The 15,983-nt window shown below is 49.7% G+C and carries 20 protein-coding genes; 18 read left to right on the forward strand and 2 right to left on the reverse strand.

The genetic code is table 11. The features are described 5' to 3' along the window. Nucleotides 1-9: 9 nt before the first annotated feature. Entirely contained in the window at nt 10-1,746 is a 1,737-nt protein-coding gene (locus JOD01_RS19940) for a stalk domain-containing protein (RefSeq protein WP_204516413.1), read from the forward strand. A gap of 74 nt (nt 1,747-1,820) precedes the next feature. On the opposite strand, the gene JOD01_RS01365 is transcribed toward JOD01_RS19940, so the two are convergent. Next, complete coding sequence (locus JOD01_RS01365) at nt 1,821-2,786, reverse strand: asparaginase (RefSeq protein WP_204516414.1); 966 nt, start codon at nt 2,784-2,786, stop codon at nt 1,821-1,823. A 93-nt stretch (nt 2,787-2,879) separates the two neighbouring features. Between JOD01_RS01365 and prsW the strand changes: the two genes are divergently transcribed. From prsW to JOD01_RS01435, 14 genes are all read left to right on the forward strand, one after another. Beyond that, nucleotides 2,880-3,551: a glutamic-type intramembrane protease PrsW gene (gene prsW, locus JOD01_RS01370; RefSeq protein ID WP_204516415.1), complete on the forward strand. Its 672-nt coding sequence runs from the start codon at nt 2,880-2,882 to the stop codon at nt 3,549-3,551. Nucleotides 3,552-3,570: 19 nt separating this feature from the next. Next, nucleotides 3,571-3,732 (forward strand): hypothetical protein, encoded by a 162-nt coding sequence (locus JOD01_RS01375; RefSeq protein WP_204516416.1) that lies wholly within the window; start codon nt 3,571-3,573, stop codon nt 3,730-3,732. A 130-nt stretch (nt 3,733-3,862) separates the two neighbouring features. Then, nucleotides 3,863-5,209 (forward strand): germination protein YpeB, encoded by a 1,347-nt coding sequence (ypeB, locus tag JOD01_RS01380; RefSeq protein WP_204516417.1) that lies wholly within the window; start codon nt 3,863-3,865, stop codon nt 5,207-5,209. 109 nt (nt 5,210-5,318) lie between these two features. After that, complete coding sequence (locus JOD01_RS01385) at nt 5,319-6,005, forward strand: flagellar brake protein (RefSeq protein ID WP_204516418.1); 687 nt, start codon at nt 5,319-5,321, stop codon at nt 6,003-6,005. Between the two features lie 28 nt (nt 6,006-6,033). Next, nucleotides 6,034-6,222, forward strand: a complete 189-nt coding sequence (locus tag JOD01_RS01390; protein WP_204516419.1) for a hypothetical protein — start codon at nt 6,034-6,036, stop codon at nt 6,220-6,222. A gap of 220 nt (nt 6,223-6,442) precedes the next feature. Further along, on the forward strand, nt 6,443-7,105 hold the full coding sequence (cmk, locus tag JOD01_RS01395; RefSeq protein ID WP_204516420.1) for a (d)CMP kinase: 663 nt from the start codon (nt 6,443-6,445) through the stop codon (nt 7,103-7,105). 5 nt (nt 7,106-7,110) lie between these two features. Continuing rightward, complete coding sequence (locus JOD01_RS01400; protein ID WP_204516421.1) at nt 7,111-7,704, forward strand: 1-acyl-sn-glycerol-3-phosphate acyltransferase; 594 nt, start codon at nt 7,111-7,113, stop codon at nt 7,702-7,704. A gap of 169 nt (nt 7,705-7,873) precedes the next feature. Beyond that, nucleotides 7,874-9,049: a 30S ribosomal protein S1 gene (gene rpsA / locus JOD01_RS01405; protein WP_204516422.1), complete on the forward strand. Its 1,176-nt coding sequence runs from the start codon at nt 7,874-7,876 to the stop codon at nt 9,047-9,049. A gap of 148 nt (nt 9,050-9,197) precedes the next feature. Further along, complete coding sequence (gene fni, locus JOD01_RS01410) at nt 9,198-10,253, forward strand: type 2 isopentenyl-diphosphate Delta-isomerase (RefSeq protein ID WP_204516423.1); 1,056 nt, start codon at nt 9,198-9,200, stop codon at nt 10,251-10,253. A gap of 68 nt (nt 10,254-10,321) precedes the next feature. Then, a complete protein-coding gene (locus JOD01_RS01415; RefSeq protein WP_204516424.1) occupies nt 10,322-10,966 on the forward strand; it encodes a YphA family membrane protein in 645 nt (214 codons plus the stop codon). Between the two features lie 99 nt (nt 10,967-11,065). Further along, nucleotides 11,066-12,379, forward strand: coding sequence for a ribosome biogenesis GTPase Der (gene der, locus JOD01_RS01420; protein WP_204516425.1), 1,314 nt, complete (start codon nt 11,066-11,068; stop codon nt 12,377-12,379). Between the two features lie 13 nt (nt 12,380-12,392). Then, nucleotides 12,393-13,001 (forward strand): glycerol-3-phosphate 1-O-acyltransferase PlsY, encoded by a 609-nt coding sequence (gene plsY, locus JOD01_RS01425; protein ID WP_204516426.1) that lies wholly within the window; start codon nt 12,393-12,395, stop codon nt 12,999-13,001. A 15-nt stretch (nt 13,002-13,016) separates the two neighbouring features. Next, complete coding sequence (locus JOD01_RS01430) at nt 13,017-14,036, forward strand: NAD(P)H-dependent glycerol-3-phosphate dehydrogenase (protein WP_204516427.1); 1,020 nt, start codon at nt 13,017-13,019, stop codon at nt 14,034-14,036. A gap of 88 nt (nt 14,037-14,124) precedes the next feature. After that, on the forward strand, nt 14,125-14,388 hold the full coding sequence (locus JOD01_RS01435; protein WP_204516428.1) for a stage VI sporulation protein F: 264 nt from the start codon (nt 14,125-14,127) through the stop codon (nt 14,386-14,388). A 121-nt stretch (nt 14,389-14,509) separates the two neighbouring features. Here JOD01_RS01435 and JOD01_RS01440 read toward each other — a convergent pair whose 3' ends face one another. Further along, nucleotides 14,510-14,965: a hypothetical protein gene (locus JOD01_RS01440; RefSeq protein WP_204516429.1), complete on the reverse strand. Its 456-nt coding sequence runs from the start codon at nt 14,963-14,965 to the stop codon at nt 14,510-14,512. A gap of 118 nt (nt 14,966-15,083) precedes the next feature. Between JOD01_RS01440 and JOD01_RS01445 the strand changes: the two genes are divergently transcribed. The 3 genes from JOD01_RS01445 to JOD01_RS01455 are packed head-to-tail and all read left to right on the forward strand — an operon-like array spanning nt 15,084 to nt 15,978. Next, entirely contained in the window at nt 15,084-15,272 is a 189-nt protein-coding gene (locus JOD01_RS01445) for a DUF2768 family protein (protein ID WP_204516430.1), read from the forward strand. A 48-nt stretch (nt 15,273-15,320) separates the two neighbouring features. Continuing rightward, nucleotides 15,321-15,617 carry a 2Fe-2S iron-sulfur cluster-binding protein gene (locus JOD01_RS01450; protein WP_204516431.1) on the forward strand — a complete coding sequence of 99 codons (297 nt, stop codon included), beginning with the start codon at nt 15,321-15,323 and terminating at the stop codon, nt 15,615-15,617. Nucleotides 15,618-15,630: 13 nt separating this feature from the next. Then, complete coding sequence (locus tag JOD01_RS01455) at nt 15,631-15,978, forward strand: 2Fe-2S iron-sulfur cluster-binding protein (protein WP_204516432.1); 348 nt, start codon at nt 15,631-15,633, stop codon at nt 15,976-15,978. The last annotated feature ends 5 nt before the right edge of the window (nt 15,979-15,983 follow it).

The raw sequence follows: 15,983 nt of genomic DNA on the forward strand, positions 1-15,983 counted from the left end.
AGTGAGACGGTGCTACAAGTCAAAAAAACAGGCATGCTTTTTCTCGTCATGTTCATTCTGCTCACAGCGGGAGCAGGGATCGCACAAACAAGTGCAATGGATCTGGCAACGGTCCGCACCACGGTAACCGATCAGTTCCAACCGGAATGGGGGGGGCTTTTTGTTGACGATGATCAGTTAAAGGGAACCGTACTGGTCGATGAACAGCGGGGCGATGACATCATTCTTTCCTTTGAAGGAAAGGCGAACGAACAAAACGGGCAATTGCCCTTAATCCGCGCCGGCGAGGCGAGCGATGCTGTGACCGATATTTCGTATGCTAAAAAGGAAATCGACACGGCTGAAGGAACGGCAGCGATTGATGCAAAGCGCATTACCTTTGCGATCCCGCTGAAACAATTGCCGGTTGCGGCAGGTACATATTTTGTTCAGGCCGGTGACGGAACAGGCCAAGCTGCATTTGGAACGCGATTGTATACAAAAGCGGTCGTCATCGAGATCCCGGTCAGCCAATCCGTTTTTCCCGGGACGATCAGCCTGACGAAAACTGGCGCGGTTCAAATTACGATTCATTCAGCCGCTGTCGAGGATGATGCCCGTTTTTATCTGGTTGTCGTCGATGAGGATGATGAGGAAGTTAAACGGATCGCCTTTCGTCCGGAACGTCCGACGATCTCGGCCAATGATCTGACCTTGCCTGCCGGAAACTACACCATGTACTTGGAAATGGACAGTAAGGACAACGAAGTAGACTCGAATCGAATTACGTTCGTTGTGCCGGTGGCAAACAAGTTGGAACCCATTCCGAATGGAAAAGACTTCCCAGGCAAAATTTTGCTGAAGGAAGATGGCTCCATCCAGCTTACCCTTACCATGACTTCGCCGTATGAGCAGGCCGTGTTTTATTTGCTGGTCCTGAACGAAGAGGAGCAAGTTGTGAAACGGATCAAATTAACCTCAGACAGTTCTCGCTTGCGCTTGGACCAATATGCCTTGAGGGCAGGCACATACGAACTGGTGCTGGAAATGGTGCTTAATGGTGAAACATATCGGTCCACCCCGGTTAAATGGAAGGCGTCTGGCACGGCAACGGGGACATTTCCCATTGCCAGCGGCCAGGCATTTCCCGGCGGCATTCTATTAAACGGCAACGGGACAATCAGCATTGCTGTCGACTGGCAAGATTCTTATTCCGGCTATACGGTGTACTTGCTGGTCTACGATTTTGCCGGAGATTTGCTCAAACGGATTCCGCATGATCTGGACAAGCCGAATGTCTCGATAAAAGATTTGAGCAAAATCACCGGAGGTTATACGGTTCTGATCGAAATTGCCGATCCGCAGAGCGGTTTGTCGGCCCGTTCCGTTCCGGTCTTTGTTCCGGTGAATACGAGCAAGCACATTGTTGTTTTTATCAATGGCCAATTGCAAACTTTTTCTAAGCCGCCGATTGAGATAAACGGACGGACGCTCGTGCCGTTGCGGGCCATTTTCGAAGCGCTTGGCGCGAAAGTGGATTGGGACGAAGCGACGCAAACCGTCACCGCTACCAAAGACAACAATACGATCAAATTAACGATCGGCTCCAAAATCGCCTACAAAAACGGCGAGAAAATCTATTTGGATGTACCCGCACAATTGTTAAACGGAGATACGACGATGGTACCGATCCGATTTGTCAGTGAAGCATTAGGCGCGAAAGTGGGTTGGGATGCGTATACTCAGTCCGTCCTGATCACGCAATAAACAAAAAGCTGTCCGACCAGCCGCGATTTGGCTGAGGACAGCTTCTTTTTTTATTTCCTCTTGTTTCGGGCGAATCAATCGAACATTTGCTGCAAGGCGGAGACATCGCGAGTCTGTTGAAGCGCCACCATTAATTTGAGCCGAGCCTTTTGCCCGTTCAATCCATTGGAAAAGATGACGCCCATCGACTTGAGCTGCCGGCCCCCGCCTTCATAATCATAAACATCCTGGACTTGTCCGTTGTAGCAGCGGGATACCAGCAAGACAGGAACTCCTTTTTGCAGAAGCTGCTTCAGGATCGGGAGCACAGCGGGAGGCAGGTTGCCCAGACCGAACGCTTCCACGACCAATCCGTCAATCGGCTGGTCGAGCAAAAATTGCAGCCACTCCGGATTCATCCCGGCAACCGCCTTGATCAAAGGCACGTTGGCGTCGGCATGTCGGATCGGATAATATTCGCGAGCCAGCGGTGCATGATGGTAATGAACATGCTTCTTGCTGATCGTCCCGATTGGCCCGAATTGAGGGGATTGAAAAGTGGCAACGTTGCTCGTATGGGTTTTGGTTACGTGGGCGGCGGCATGGATTTCGTCATTAAAGACAACCAGCACTCCTTTGTCGCGGCTGGCCGGATCGACGGCCGTCCGGACAGACGAGATCAAGTTGACAGGACCGTCAGCACCCAGTTCGTTGCTGCTGCGCATCGCACCGGTGATCACCACCGGTATTGACAGAGACAAGGTCAAATCAAGAAAGTAAGCCGTTTCTTCCAAGGTGTCGGTTCCGTGTGTGATCACCACACCGGAGTATGCGGTGCGGGCAGTTTCCTGTTCAATCCGCGTTTTCAGCTCGTTCATGATTTGGGGCGTAATATGCGGGCTGGGGAGATTGAAAAGATTAATCGTTTCGATTTCTGCATAACTTGTGAGAAACGGTAAAATCTTATCGACAGCTTGATCGTCAAGCGGTTTTACGGTTTCCGAGGCATCCATCGACATGGCGATGGTGCCGCCTGTATTGATCAATAATACCTTTTCCATTGATGTTGTCCATCTGCCTTTCGCACAGGGTTTCCATTCGTTATCATTCATGGTACGATGAATGTTAGTTTATGTAAAGGAGCAATGCTCTTTATGTTTGCCATCATCAGTGCGGCAATTGCCCCAGGGATTGCCTTGCTCAGTTATTTTTATTTGCGTGACAGTCTGCGGCCAGAACCCGTTTCAATGGTGATACGCACCTTTTTTTTTGGTGTGCTGGTTGTCTTTCCCATCATGATCCTGCAGCATATCATGCAGACGGAGTGGAATTTGCAGGGACAAATTCTTCAATCGGTTCTGAACTCCGCTATGGTGGAAGAGTTTTTTAAGTGGATTGTCGTTTATTATACCGCCTACAAGCACGTCGAATTTGACGAGCCTTATGACGGGATCGTCTATGCGGTCGCCGTCTCTTTGGGCTTTGCCACGTTGGAAAATTTCTTTTATTTGGTAATCAACGGATTGAATGTGGCCATTTGGCGGGCTTTCCTTCCGGTATCCAGCCATGCCCTGTTTGGTGTTTGGATGGGGTACTATCTCGGTTTGGGCAAATTTTCTGCAGAAGAGCACAAAAGACAGCGATTCGTGTTGGTTTCGATGCTGTTGCCGATGTTGCTGCATGCCCTCTATAATCTTATTTTTTCCAACCAGTATTGGCCCTGGTTTATTTTGCCGTTTATGGTGTTGCTTTGGTGGCAAGGTTTAAAAAAAGTCCGGCTTGCCCACGAATTCGATTCTAAAATAGCCAAAACTCGTCCAAACTAAAACAGAGGAGGAATGAGTTTTGGCAAAAAATCAGCGAGCAAAAGTGACGATTCAATGCAATGTATGCGGCGAAAAATTTACGCTCAGGGGCCGCCGCGGCCAAGAAGGAAGAATCGAGACGGGATTTAAACAATGCTTGTGCAATAATGATCAACACTTCAACATTTTGGAAGAATCTTGATGGAAAGAACTGGTATGAACCGGTTCTTTCTTTTTTTGTATAAAGCCCCAGCGCTTCACTCACACTATGCACAAAACCACCTGGTTGGAGCCATCTGACAGGTACATATTGAAAGGAGGCCATGCGTGACATGATTTATGGACATACAGCCCGCGTCCTGTTTCCGGTTGCGGTCGTCGCTTTGATCGGGGCCGGCATGTGGGGGTATCAGGAGCATAATGAAAAGAACTCCATCCTGATTAAGGCAGAAAACCAGTACCAACGGGCTTTTCACGATTTAAACTACAATCTAAATAAATTGCATGATGAACTGGGAAAGGCATTGGTGGTCAATTCACGCAAGCAGGAAGCGCCTTGTCTCACCAATGTATGGAGATTAGCCTATGCCGCTCAATCGGATGTCGGGCAACTTCCGCTGACATTGGTCCCTTTTAACAATACGGAAGAATTTTTGTCAAAAGTCGCCGATTTTTCATACGGGGTCGCCATTCGCGACCTGGACAAGCAACCGTTGAGCGAAAAGGAATATTCCACGCTGCAAAATCTCTACAACCACTCCAAAAAAATCCGGGAGCAGCTGGTGAAAGTTCAATCCAATGTCATCGACAAACGGTTGCGCTGGATGGACGTGGAAACAGCGATAGCGGGTGATGACAAAAAATCGGATAATACGATTGTCGACGGCTTCCGTTCGGTGGACAAGACCGTTCAAGAATTTCCGGAGGTTGATTGGGGGCCTGGCATCCAAAACAAAGACCGAAAAGAGCAAATTCGCATAAAAGGCCTGGATGGCAAACCTGTCGGTCCAGAACAAGCCAAGCAAAAAGCGCTTGAATTTGTCGGGATGGATGAACGATTGGCCAATGTTCAAGTCGTCGACAACGGCAAAGACGGGCAAAATAACGCTTACAGCGTACGGATTACCAGCAACCAGCTGCGCAGCCCGATCAATCTCGATATTACCAAAAAAGGCGGACACGTCGTTTGGCTGTTAAATGAGCGAGACATCGGCCAGCAAAAGCTGAACATGAGTCAGGCCGAACAGCGGGCGACACAGTTTTTGCAATCGCATGGATACGGGGCGATGGTGGCCACGGAACGAGACAGTTATGGCGGATTGGCGGTGTTTACCTTTGTGCCGGAAGTCAAAGGGGTGCGGATTTATCCCGACGCGGTCACGGTGAAGGTGGCATTGGATACGGGAGACGTAAATGGCTTCCACTCCACACAATATTTGTTTAATCATAAACAACGCGAAATCCCGCAACCGAAGCTGAACAGCAAGCAAGCGCGGGCGAAACTGAACCCGCATATCAAAGTCACCTCGCAAAATCTGGCTTTGATTGAAGGGAAAAACGACGGCAAGGAAGTTCTTTGCTACGAATTTGCCAGCCAGTTTGACGGGAATACGTACATGATTTACATTAATGCGGAAAACGGCGATGAAGAAGAAATCGTCAAGATGGATTCCCGCTAGCCAAAAAAACTTCTCACAGGAAGGGCGCAAAAACCGCCTTTCCTGTTTTCGTCTGCCTGTCAAACAGTTTATAATGGAAAGGGGAATGTAGACGAAAGGGGCTTTTTGGTTGGTACTTCCGCGTATTGGACACATTATCTATATAGAATTGGACAAACAATCCGAAACACAACAAGCGGGCACGCTCAAGACGCGGATCTCGGATATGCAAGGAGAGCTGGCGTGGATTGAGATCCCGATTGCGGATTCAACGGGAAGAAGCGTAGTTCTGCCGAGCGGAACGCCGTACAAGTTTTGGTACATTGGTCCCGATGGTTCCCATTACCATTTTTACACCACCATCCTTGGCAAAGGAAAGGACCAGATTCCTACGCTGATGATCAAAGTCCCGCCGAAAGACAAGATCATCCGGACGCAGCGCCGAAATTTTGTGCGTGTGGAACTGCAAATCGAAATCGCCGTTATGTTGAATGAAAAAGTGCGGGCCTATCATTTTCTTGCCAAAACGATCGACTTGAGCGGCGGCGGGCTGTCTTTCAGCTGTCCTGTTCATTATCGGCTAAACGAAGGGGACGAGCTGAACATCTGGCTATGCTTGCCAAACAAATCGACGGCAACGATTGCGCATGCCCGTGTTGTTGGGGAGGTTGTTCGTTGCAAACCACCGGAGGAGGAAGGCTATCCCCAGTGGGTATCGGTCAAATTTACCAAGGTGTCGGAAGCAGACCGAGCTCAAATCGTACGGTCGTGCTATCAGCGTCAATTGGAATTGCGCAATAAGGGTATTTTGGAGTAAAGACCAAAAAATAGGATAGGAGAAAGCCATGACAACTCACGACGACTTTGACGCGAAGTATCATCGGTTTGCTCGTCCATTGGAAAAAGCGATTATCATAACAACGCTTGTGTTTTTGCTATTGTTGGTAGCGAGTGAAATTATGCTGCAATTTGAACCCTTGCGCAGTTTTCTGATCGAAACGGTTCGCTTGGAAGGCGTAAACCGGAGTTTATAAGGTTTGCGCCTGTTTCCATTCTATGGTATGATTTTGACTAACAGAATGGCTCGCTTGCCGGGTTGACGCCGCAATTTTATTCGATGTCCAGGTACAAGTGGCATTTGTCAAAAAAGGCTTCGCAATGAAGCTTTTCTTACTTATTTGATGAAACAATTTGATAGATGCTTTTTTTATTTTTCTTACACGACCAGACTTAAATTTAGCAGGTGAAAACATAATGAATATTGCTATTGATGGACCAGCAGGGGCAGGCAAAAGCACGGTAGCCCAAAAAGTGGCCGCACAACTTGGATATGTTTATATCGATACAGGAGCGATGTACCGGGCTTTGGCATGGGCCGCCCTGGAAGCGGATCTGGATTTGGCAGATGAGTCTGCAGTCGCAGATTTATTGCGGGAAAATCGGATTTACCTGCGCAGAAATGGCGGCAGCCAGCAGGTGTTCTGGAATGAACAGGATATTACCGGATTGATTCGGACTCCAGCCGTCAGCAATGCAGCGTCGATCGTTGCCAGCCACGGACAGGTGCGGGCGCAAATGCTCAACTTGCAGCGGCAGTTGGCTGCTGAAGGAAATGTCGTAATGGATGGAAGGGATATCGGAACGCATGTCTTGCCGGATGCCGATGTGAAAATCTTTTTGACCGCCAGTATTACAGAGCGGGCCAAGCGGCGTTTGACCGAGTTGACGCAAAAAGGCCATTCAGCCACGTTGGCAGAGTTGGAAGCGGAGATCGAGGCGAGGGATAAACGGGACAGCGAGCGGGAAGTAGCGCCCTTACGGCAAGCTGACGATGCCATTTTGGTCGACACCACGGGACATTCCATAGAGGAAGTTGTTGAGCAGCTTCTGGATATTTGCAAAAAGTCGGGTGACTGAGCAAAGTGAGATTGTACCGGTTCTTTTGGAAGCTCTTCCACATCTTTTTTTCCGTTTTTTTTCGCTGGCAAGTTATCGGTGTGGAACATATACCTAAGGAAGGACCAGTTATCCTCTGCTCCAATCATATCTCGGTACTGGATCCGCCTTTGATCGGCAGCTGTTTTCGCCGTAAGATCCACTATATGGCCAAAGAAGAACTATTTCGCATTCCGGTCTTATCCTTTTTGATCAAAAAGTTTGGCGCTTTTCCGGTGAAAAGGGGAGTCGGGGATCGAACCGCGCTCCGTTCCGCGCTGCAATTGCTCGAACAGGGAAAATTGTTTGGCATTTTTCCCGAAGGGACCCGCAGCAAGGACGGGCGATTGGGGAAAGGTTATACCGGTGTGGGACTGATCGTGCACAAAAGCGATGCCCCAGTCATCCCTGTGGCAATTATCGGATCATATCGACTCTTTCAACCATTAACCGTTGTATTCGGGAAACCGATTGATTTTTACCAACAACGTGCAATGAGTGCCAGTGCGGACACATACAAGCTGACTACGGAAAAAATTATGGCCGAAATACAAACGTTGTTGGATCGACATCGACTGTAGGAATTCATGTCCATAACTTCGTATGGAACGACGCGATTGGAAGAATAATAAACCTACAGTAAGAAAATGGACAGCAGCTAACTACATGCCCCTGGCAGTGGTTACATATATAACTATCCAGAAGGATCGAAACAGTTTGGAACCGGATGGTATTTAAGGAGGTAGTCTTATGGATGAAATGACAAATGCAGTGAGTCTTTCGGATGTGGCGACAATTCAAGTGGGAGATGTCGTAAAAGCGAAGGTAACCAAAGTGGAGGATAAACAAGCTTTGGTGGATGTGGGATATAAATACGACGGGCTGATCCCGATCAGCGAATTGTCCGCTTTGCATGTGGATAAGGTTGCCGATGTTGTTTCCGTCGGAGATGAGTTTGAAGTAAAAGTGATCAAACTGAATGATGAAAAAGAAGAGCTGGTTGTTTCCAAAAAAGCGGTTGCTGCCGAAAAAGCTTGGGCTGATCTGGAGCAGAAAATGGCTTCCGGCGAAGTGATCGAAGCGGAAGTGAAAGATATCGTCAAAGGTGGACTTGTCGTTGACGTAGGGTTGCGTGGGTTTATTCCGGCTTCGATGGTCGAGCGCCACTTTGTTGAGGATTTCTCCGATTACAAAGGACGGAGCTTGACATTGAAGGTTGTGGAAATGGATAAAGAAAAGAACAAAGTGATTCTTTCCCATAAAGCGGTGCTGGAAGAAGAAGCGAAGAACCAACGCCAGCAAGTGCTCGACAAACTGGAAGCAGGTCAGGTGCTGGAAGGTACTGTTCAACGCTTGACCGACTTCGGCGTCTTCGTCGATATCGGCGGTGTGGACGGCTTGGTGCATGTGTCCGAACTGGCCTGGAATCGCGTGGATAAACCTTCCGATGTTGTGAAAGAAGGCGACCGCGTCAAAGTAAAAGTCTTGAAAGTGGACAAAGAAAACGAGCGAATCAGCTTGTCAATGAAAGAAACACAGCCGGGTCCTTGGCAATCCGCCGCCGAACAATTTAAACCGGGCGAAGTAGTAACCGGTACGGTGAAGCGGTTGGCCGGCTTTGGGGCGTTTGTGGAAATCGCTCCCGGCATCGAAGGATTGGTTCATATTTCCCAATTGGCCACCAAACGCGTCAACAATCCGAGCGAAGTGGTGAAAGAAGGGCAAGAGGTGCAGGTGAAAATTCTCGATATTAATCCGGCCGAACAACGGATCAGCTTGAGCATCCGCGCGTTGGAGGAAGATCGGGAAGAACAGGTGGAGCGAGTGAACAAACGGGAGCAGCAAGCGTTCCAGCAAGAAAACAACCAGCCGTTGGGTGTAACTTTGGGTGACCTGTTTGGCGATCTGAGGGAAAAGCTGAAGTAAGGCGAAATCAACATCGGATACAAGAAGAGGGGATACGTCGTCGAACGCGTATCCTTTTCTCTTGCGCAAAATGAGCGGCCAAACCAGAACCTGGCAACATGATCATCGGGAAACGTCGGATCGGTTTCCGAAAGGAGGGAACAGAGGCTTGGATCGTTCGATTCGGAAATGGGAACATGTGCAAATTGCGTTGCAAACCGGACAGTCGGGAAAGAATGGGTTGGACGACATTTCATTTGTGCCCAATAGTTTACCTAATATATCTTATGTAAACACAAAGCTGACTACCCAGCTGGATGTTCTGGAGCTGGCTTCCCCTATTATCATCAATGGGATGACAGGGGGTGCTGTAAAAACAACAACGATCAATCAAAAGTTGGCCATTCTCGCCAAAGAGAAAGGATTGGCCATGGCGGTCGGGTCACAAATGGCCGCATTGCGCGATCCGGCATTGGCGGATAGCTATACAGTAGTGCGAAGGGAGAACCCGGATGGCATCATTTTTGCCAATCTCGGCGCTGAGGCCAGCGTGGATCAGGCGAGACGGGTTGTGGACATGCTCGAAGCGAACGCTTTGCAAATTCACCTGAACGTAATGCAAGAGTTGCTGATGACGGAGGGTGACCGGGATTTTTCCGGTTATTTGGAACAGATCGCCGCGATTGCCTCCAATTTGTCCGTCCCGGTCATCGTCAAAGAAGTCGGCTTTGGCATGAGTCGGCAGACGATTCGGCAATTGGCGGAAGCAGGAGTCAGCATCGTTGACGTCGGCGGAGCAGGCGGGACAAACTTCGCACGCATAGAGAACAAGCGCAGCGCCAAACCGTTGAACATGTTTGACAACTGGGGATTGACGACGGCGCAAAGCTTGCTGGAAGCCGGTGAAGTGGACGGATTCCGACTGACATATATCGCCTCCGGAGGCATCCGGCACGGTCTGGACGCAGCAAAGTCGCTCGCTCTGGGAGCTTCTGCTGTCGGAATGGCGGGTGCTTTTTTGCGGTTGGTACAAGAGGAATCGCTCGAAGACTGCCTCAGGACAATCGATGAGTGGCACCATCAGCTGCGCGTCGCGATGACTGCTTTGGGCGCTGCCACTTGCGCCGAACTGCGCAAAGTGCCATTGACGATCGCGGGTGAACTTGCCGTTTGGGCAAAACAGCGGGGGATTGCTTGCCATCGCTATGCCCGGCGGGATCTGTAAATCCGTAATGAACCCATACGTTTTGTGGCATACTCTTGAAAAAGAATGTGGGTTCGAGGCGATAAAAGATGAATGATGGCGTACTGTCACTTGTAATTCAATGGTGCTTGCTCTGCCTGGTCTGGATGGGCAGTCTCGACCAACCGCTTCGCCGGATTTCGCTGAGCCGGAAACAAATGCTGGCTATTGTCACCGCCATTTTGCTTTGCTCGATGGTAAGCTGGCGGCTTTACTTTTTGCCCATCTCCGTCAACATCAGCGGGGCGCTTTTGCCGCTGCTGGCAGCAGGCTGGCTCTATTATCTCCTTCCGGAACGGCGTCGCAGATATTTATTGGTCGCCAGCTGTTTTATCGCGATGCTGCTGTATTTTTTGCGCAAATTATTGTTTGGCGACCCTGTGCTGCTGTTGCTGGAGGAAGTTGTAATGGTGCCGGTTGCCGTTAATGCGATAGCGCTGGTGATGACTCGCAACAGCCTGTATCAACTATTCCTGGTTATGTTGGCGATGCCTTTGTCGGATGCATTTTATACGTTGAGTTTTCTCGGCAGAGGAGAAAATCCGGAGATCGGCGGCGGCTATGCGCAAGATTTGCTCTGGTCCAGTCTGGTGTTTTGGGCGGCTGCCGCACTGTCCTGGTCAACCGTTCGGCGGATGATGCGCTTTGTGCAGGAAAAGCTGGCGATTGGCAACTGGTTGCGCAAACGGGGATAAACGGTCTGGGTGTGCAGGGAGATTGTTTGTAGGCCGCTCGGAAAATATGGTATGATAGTTTGGATAAAAAACAGATGATGAGAGAGAGTGTTGCAAAGTATGGGATTGCCTGTTGTTGCAATTGTGGGTCGGCCGAACGTAGGCAAATCCACCATTTTTAATCGGCTTGTTGGTGAACGCATCGCTATTGTGGAAGACAAGCCAGGCGTTACCAGAGATCGACTTTACGCCAAGGGTGAATGGCTTGACCATAATTTTCATGTGATTGATACGGGCGGTATTGAATTCGGTGAAAATGATCAAATTTTAACCCAAATGCGTTACCAGGCGGAATTGGCGATCGACGAAGCAGATGTGATTATTATGATTACCGATGGACGCATCGGGGTAACGGATGCCGATTTGGAACTGGCCCGCATGTTGAATCGAACCGGAAAGCCGGTTGTGCTGGCAGTCAACAAATTGGACAATCCGGATATGCGCAATGAGATCTACGATTTCTACCAGCTTGGACTGGGAGAACCGTTCCCGATTTCCGGCAGCCACGGTCTCGGATTGGGCGATATGTTGGATGAAGTGGTCAAGCATTTCCCGACAAAAGAAGAGGAAGACAGACCGGATGATGTCATTCGCGTTTCCATCATCGGACGGCCAAATGTCGGCAAATCCTCGCTGACCAACGCAATTCTCGGGGAAGAACGCGTAATCGTCAGCGAGATCGCCGGGACAACCAGGGATGCGATCGATACGCCGTTTGAACGCGATGGCCAGCAATATGTTCTCGTCGATACAGCGGGAATGCGCAAGCGCGGAAAAGTGTACGAGTCTACGGAAAAGTACAGCGTGATGCGCGCAATGAAAGCGATCGAAGACTCCGATGTGGTCTTGATGGTACTGAATGGCGAAGAGGGAATTATCGAGCAGGACAAGAAAATTGCCGGTTATGCCCATGAAGCCGGGCGGGGCGTGATCATTGTCGTTAACAAATGGGACGCTGTGGAAAAAGACGATAAAACGATGCAGCATTTTACCCAATTGATTCGAGAAGAATTCAAGTATCTGGATTACGCGCCGATCCTCTATGTATCGGCGAAAACCAAGCAGCGAATCCATACGATCCTGCCGAAGGTAAACGAGGTCGCGGAAGCGCATGCGATGCGTGTCCCAACCTCAGTGCTGAATGATCTTGTGACAGACGCGACGATTATGACTCCGCCTCCGACAGATAAAGGCAAACGGCTGAAAATCAATTATGTGACGCAAGCAGCGGTGAAGCCGCCAACGTTCATCCTGTTTGTCAACGATCCGGAATTGATGCATTTTTCCTATGAGCGCTATATCGAAAATAAAATCAGAGAAGCGTTTGTTTTTGAAGGTACGCCCGTACGTATCCTGACACGCAAAAAAACCTAGGGAGAGGGAAACCATGGAGTACGCGTTTTCCATTGTGATTGGCTATTTGCTCGGATCAATCAGTTTTAGTTATCTGATCGCCAAAAAGATCGCCGGTATTGACATTCGCTCGCACGGCAGCGGAAATGCGGGAGCAACCAATACGCTGCGGGTGTTGGGAAAGGGCCCAGCTATCCTGGTTCTTCTCCTTGATTTGTTAAAAGGCTTGGCAGCACTTGGTATCGCCTACCTGATTTCAGGCGGCGATACACTTGCTTATGCTTTTGCTGGAATATTTGCCATTATCGGGCACAATTGGCCGGTCTTTTTCGGATTTCGCGGAGGCAAGGGAATTGCCACGACCATTGGGGTAGCATTGGGCTATTCGCCAACTGCCTTTTTGATCGCAGTCATCGTGACGATCATCGTGATTGCCATTACCCGGTATGTTTCTTTGGGCTCGCTTGTTTTCGTCACCTTGCTGCCCATTTTGCTCTATACGGTCGCGCATCAGCCGATGCTCGCTGCGTTTAGCTTGCTGATCATGCTGTTTGCCTATATCCGCCATTATAAAAATATCCTCAATCTGCTGCGTGGAACCGAACGCAAGCTGGGAGAAAAAGTCAATAAAAACCTCAATTAAGTGGAGGAGAATGATTTGGCAAAAGAACTAGCGGTAATTGGTGCGGGAAGCTGGGGCACTGCTCTGGCCACCGTCTGCGCCGATAACGAGCACCAGGTCCGCCTTTGGGTGCGAAACCTTGAAGCGGCGGCTGAGATTAATCAACAGCATCGCAACACGAAATATTTGCCCGGCATCCGACTTTCCGATGCGATTGTCGCGGAAACCGACCTGGGGACGGTCGTCAAGGGCAAGAAAGAAATCATTCTGGCCGTCCCTTCGCATGCGATGCGGCAAACCGTGCAGGCGATGCGCCCTTTTCTGGAGCCTGACGTGCTGCTGATACATGCCACCAAAGGCTTTGAATTGGAAAGCCTGAAGCGAATGTCAGAGGTGATCCGCGACGAACTGGCAGGCGATATCGCCGAGCGGTTGGCTGTTTTGACAGGGCCCAGCCATGCGGAAGAAGTCATTCGCAAATCACCGACAACCGTGGTCGTTTCCTCATTGTCCACGGAAAGCATGCTGCAGGCGCAAGATTTGTTGATGACCCCCAATTTTCGGGTTTACACCAATCCGGACATGGTCGGAGCGGAAATTGCCGGTGCTTTGAAAAATATTATCGCGCTGGGGGCTGGTTTGTCCGACGGCTTAGGCTTTGGCGACAATGCAAAAGCCGCCTTGTTGACCCGCGGTTTGGCTGAGATTACCCGTTTGGGGACGAAGCTGGGGGCCAATCCGTTGACGTTTTTGGGACTGGCTGGAGTCGGGGACCTGATCGTGACCTGCACCAGCAAACATAGCCGCAACTGGCGTGCCGGTTATATGCTCGGACAAGGCAAACCGCTGGATCAGGTGCTGCGTGAAATGGGAATGGTGGTGGAAGGTGTACGGACCACCCAGGCGGCATACGAATTGGCGCTTCGTGAGCAAGTGGAAATGCCGATCACCCGCGTTTTGCATGATATCCTGTTTAATGGAAAATCGCCGCAGCAAGCAGTGGAGGATTTGATGGGCCGGGGCCGTACATTCGAGTTGGATATGCCGGAACAGTAATTCCTTGATTCAGGGAAAAACGCCACACCTTTTGCCTGGTTTTGACATACGATAGGGTGAAACCGCATGGGCAAAAGGAGGAGTTTGGATGAGCAACAACTTGTCGCGCAAGATGATAGAAAAACTGCAAGGAAAACTTCAGGTGGATCAAGGGCAGCTTCGTGCATTGGCCGGTAAGGTCAACAAAAATGACTTTGCCGATGAAACGAAATTGCGTCAACTGATCAAAACGCTTGTCGCTCTTACGGGCACTTCTATATCGGAAGAAAAGGAAGACAAAATCATCCAAATGTTCCGCGAGAACAAGGTCAACCCAAACGATTTTCAAGCATTGGCGAAGTTGCTGAAATAATAAATGGGCGATTATGACCGTTACCCGGCTATAAAAATGTCATAATGTAAGACTAGGAACAATCATGCTCTACAGGAACATGGCTGATCTACAGAAGCAAGCAAGAAAAAAAGAGGGGAAATCATCCCTCTTTTTTTCTTTTTCCCGAAGCGGCGGTTTGGCTTAACAATCCTTGAACCAATGGCGATTGCAGCAAGTTGATCAGTTGGTTCAAATCCAGATTGCCGAGAGGATTGGCGGAAGCCTCAGCCGACTCCTCCGCGAGATCGTTTTCAGGCAGACCGCGCTTGTTTGTCTGCTCCGGGGTACTTTTCGCTGTTGCTGTTTTACTGCTGGTTTTTCCGAGGGAATCCAGCATCTCCATCGCTCCATACAACGTATCCATTGTCTCTTCCATCTGCCGGATCGTACTGCTGATCCCCTTGATATTGTTTCGCATTCGGGTGACGGAGGAGCGAATATCCACGGCTGGTACCACACTTTTGCTGGGGAGTGGGACACCTGCTTGACCACCAGTATCACGAGCGAGCTTCTTCGTGAGAGGAGTATAAGGATTACGCCATTTTCGACTATTCATATTCTTCCCTCCATAGGCGATCGTCAACATAGTCTATGCCAGATGTCGAAACTAGGTTCGTGTCCCGGAAAGTATGCTATAATAATGGCAAAAATGAGAAAAGGATGCTGCAATCGCGATGTCAATTGATCCAATGACCAAGATGAACATATCACTACTGGCCATTTTTTTTATGTTTGTATGCAATTTTCTTGTCATCTTCGCGCGAAAACTGCAAAACCGGATGCTCAGTTTTGCTCTGAAAACGATCGCCTTTCTGTTGCTTCTCTCCATTTTGTTTATGATCATCCTTGTCTTATTTGTATAATAATCAACGAGAACGAGTGCTTGTGCATAATTTGCAGGAGGAGTTTGGATGGAACAACTGACGATGTGCTCACGCCAAGGGGCTTTTACCCTCCCGATCGAAACAGGGCAAACGATCGTTCAAATCGCCAAGACAGCCAATGTGCCCTGGGGTTATTTGTGCGAGCGGGGGATCTGCGCCCAATGCCGCACGAAAGTCGAAGAAGGGATGGAATATCTCAATCCGCTGACCGAGGCCGAAAAGAAACGCTTGCGCAAGGCGGAGCGGACGGAAGGATATCGATTGGGGTGTCAAATGAAAATCGAGACGCCCGGAAGCGTTCGGCTGGTTCACAAGCCATATTGAATGGGGGAGACGAATGGGGAAGATTACGTTTCAGCCGAGCGGCAGAACGACGCGGACGCGTCCCGGCCAAACGATTGTTTCGTTGGCTCGAGCCGCGCGCGTGCTCATTCCCCAGCGTTGTGGCGGACATGCTTCCTGCCTGATGTGCAAAGTTGTGCATATGGGCGGGGTTCTATCGCCGCCGACGCAGCTGGAGCGAAGGAAATTGAGCGAAACCGATTTGTCCGGCGGAATCCGTTTAGCTTGTCAAGCAAAGGCTTCGGAACGGGATGTGACTGTCCTCGTCCCGGAGAGCAAGCTGAAAACGGTTGTCCAAGCTTTGCTGGAGCAGGAAAAGCGGGAGCAAGATGATTATAGCTAGAGGAG

Origin of the sequence: Brevibacillus fulvus, from assembly GCF_016908525.1 — a bacterium.
GTDB lineage: Bacteria > Bacillota > Bacilli > Brevibacillales > Brevibacillaceae > Brevibacillus_G > Brevibacillus_G fulvus.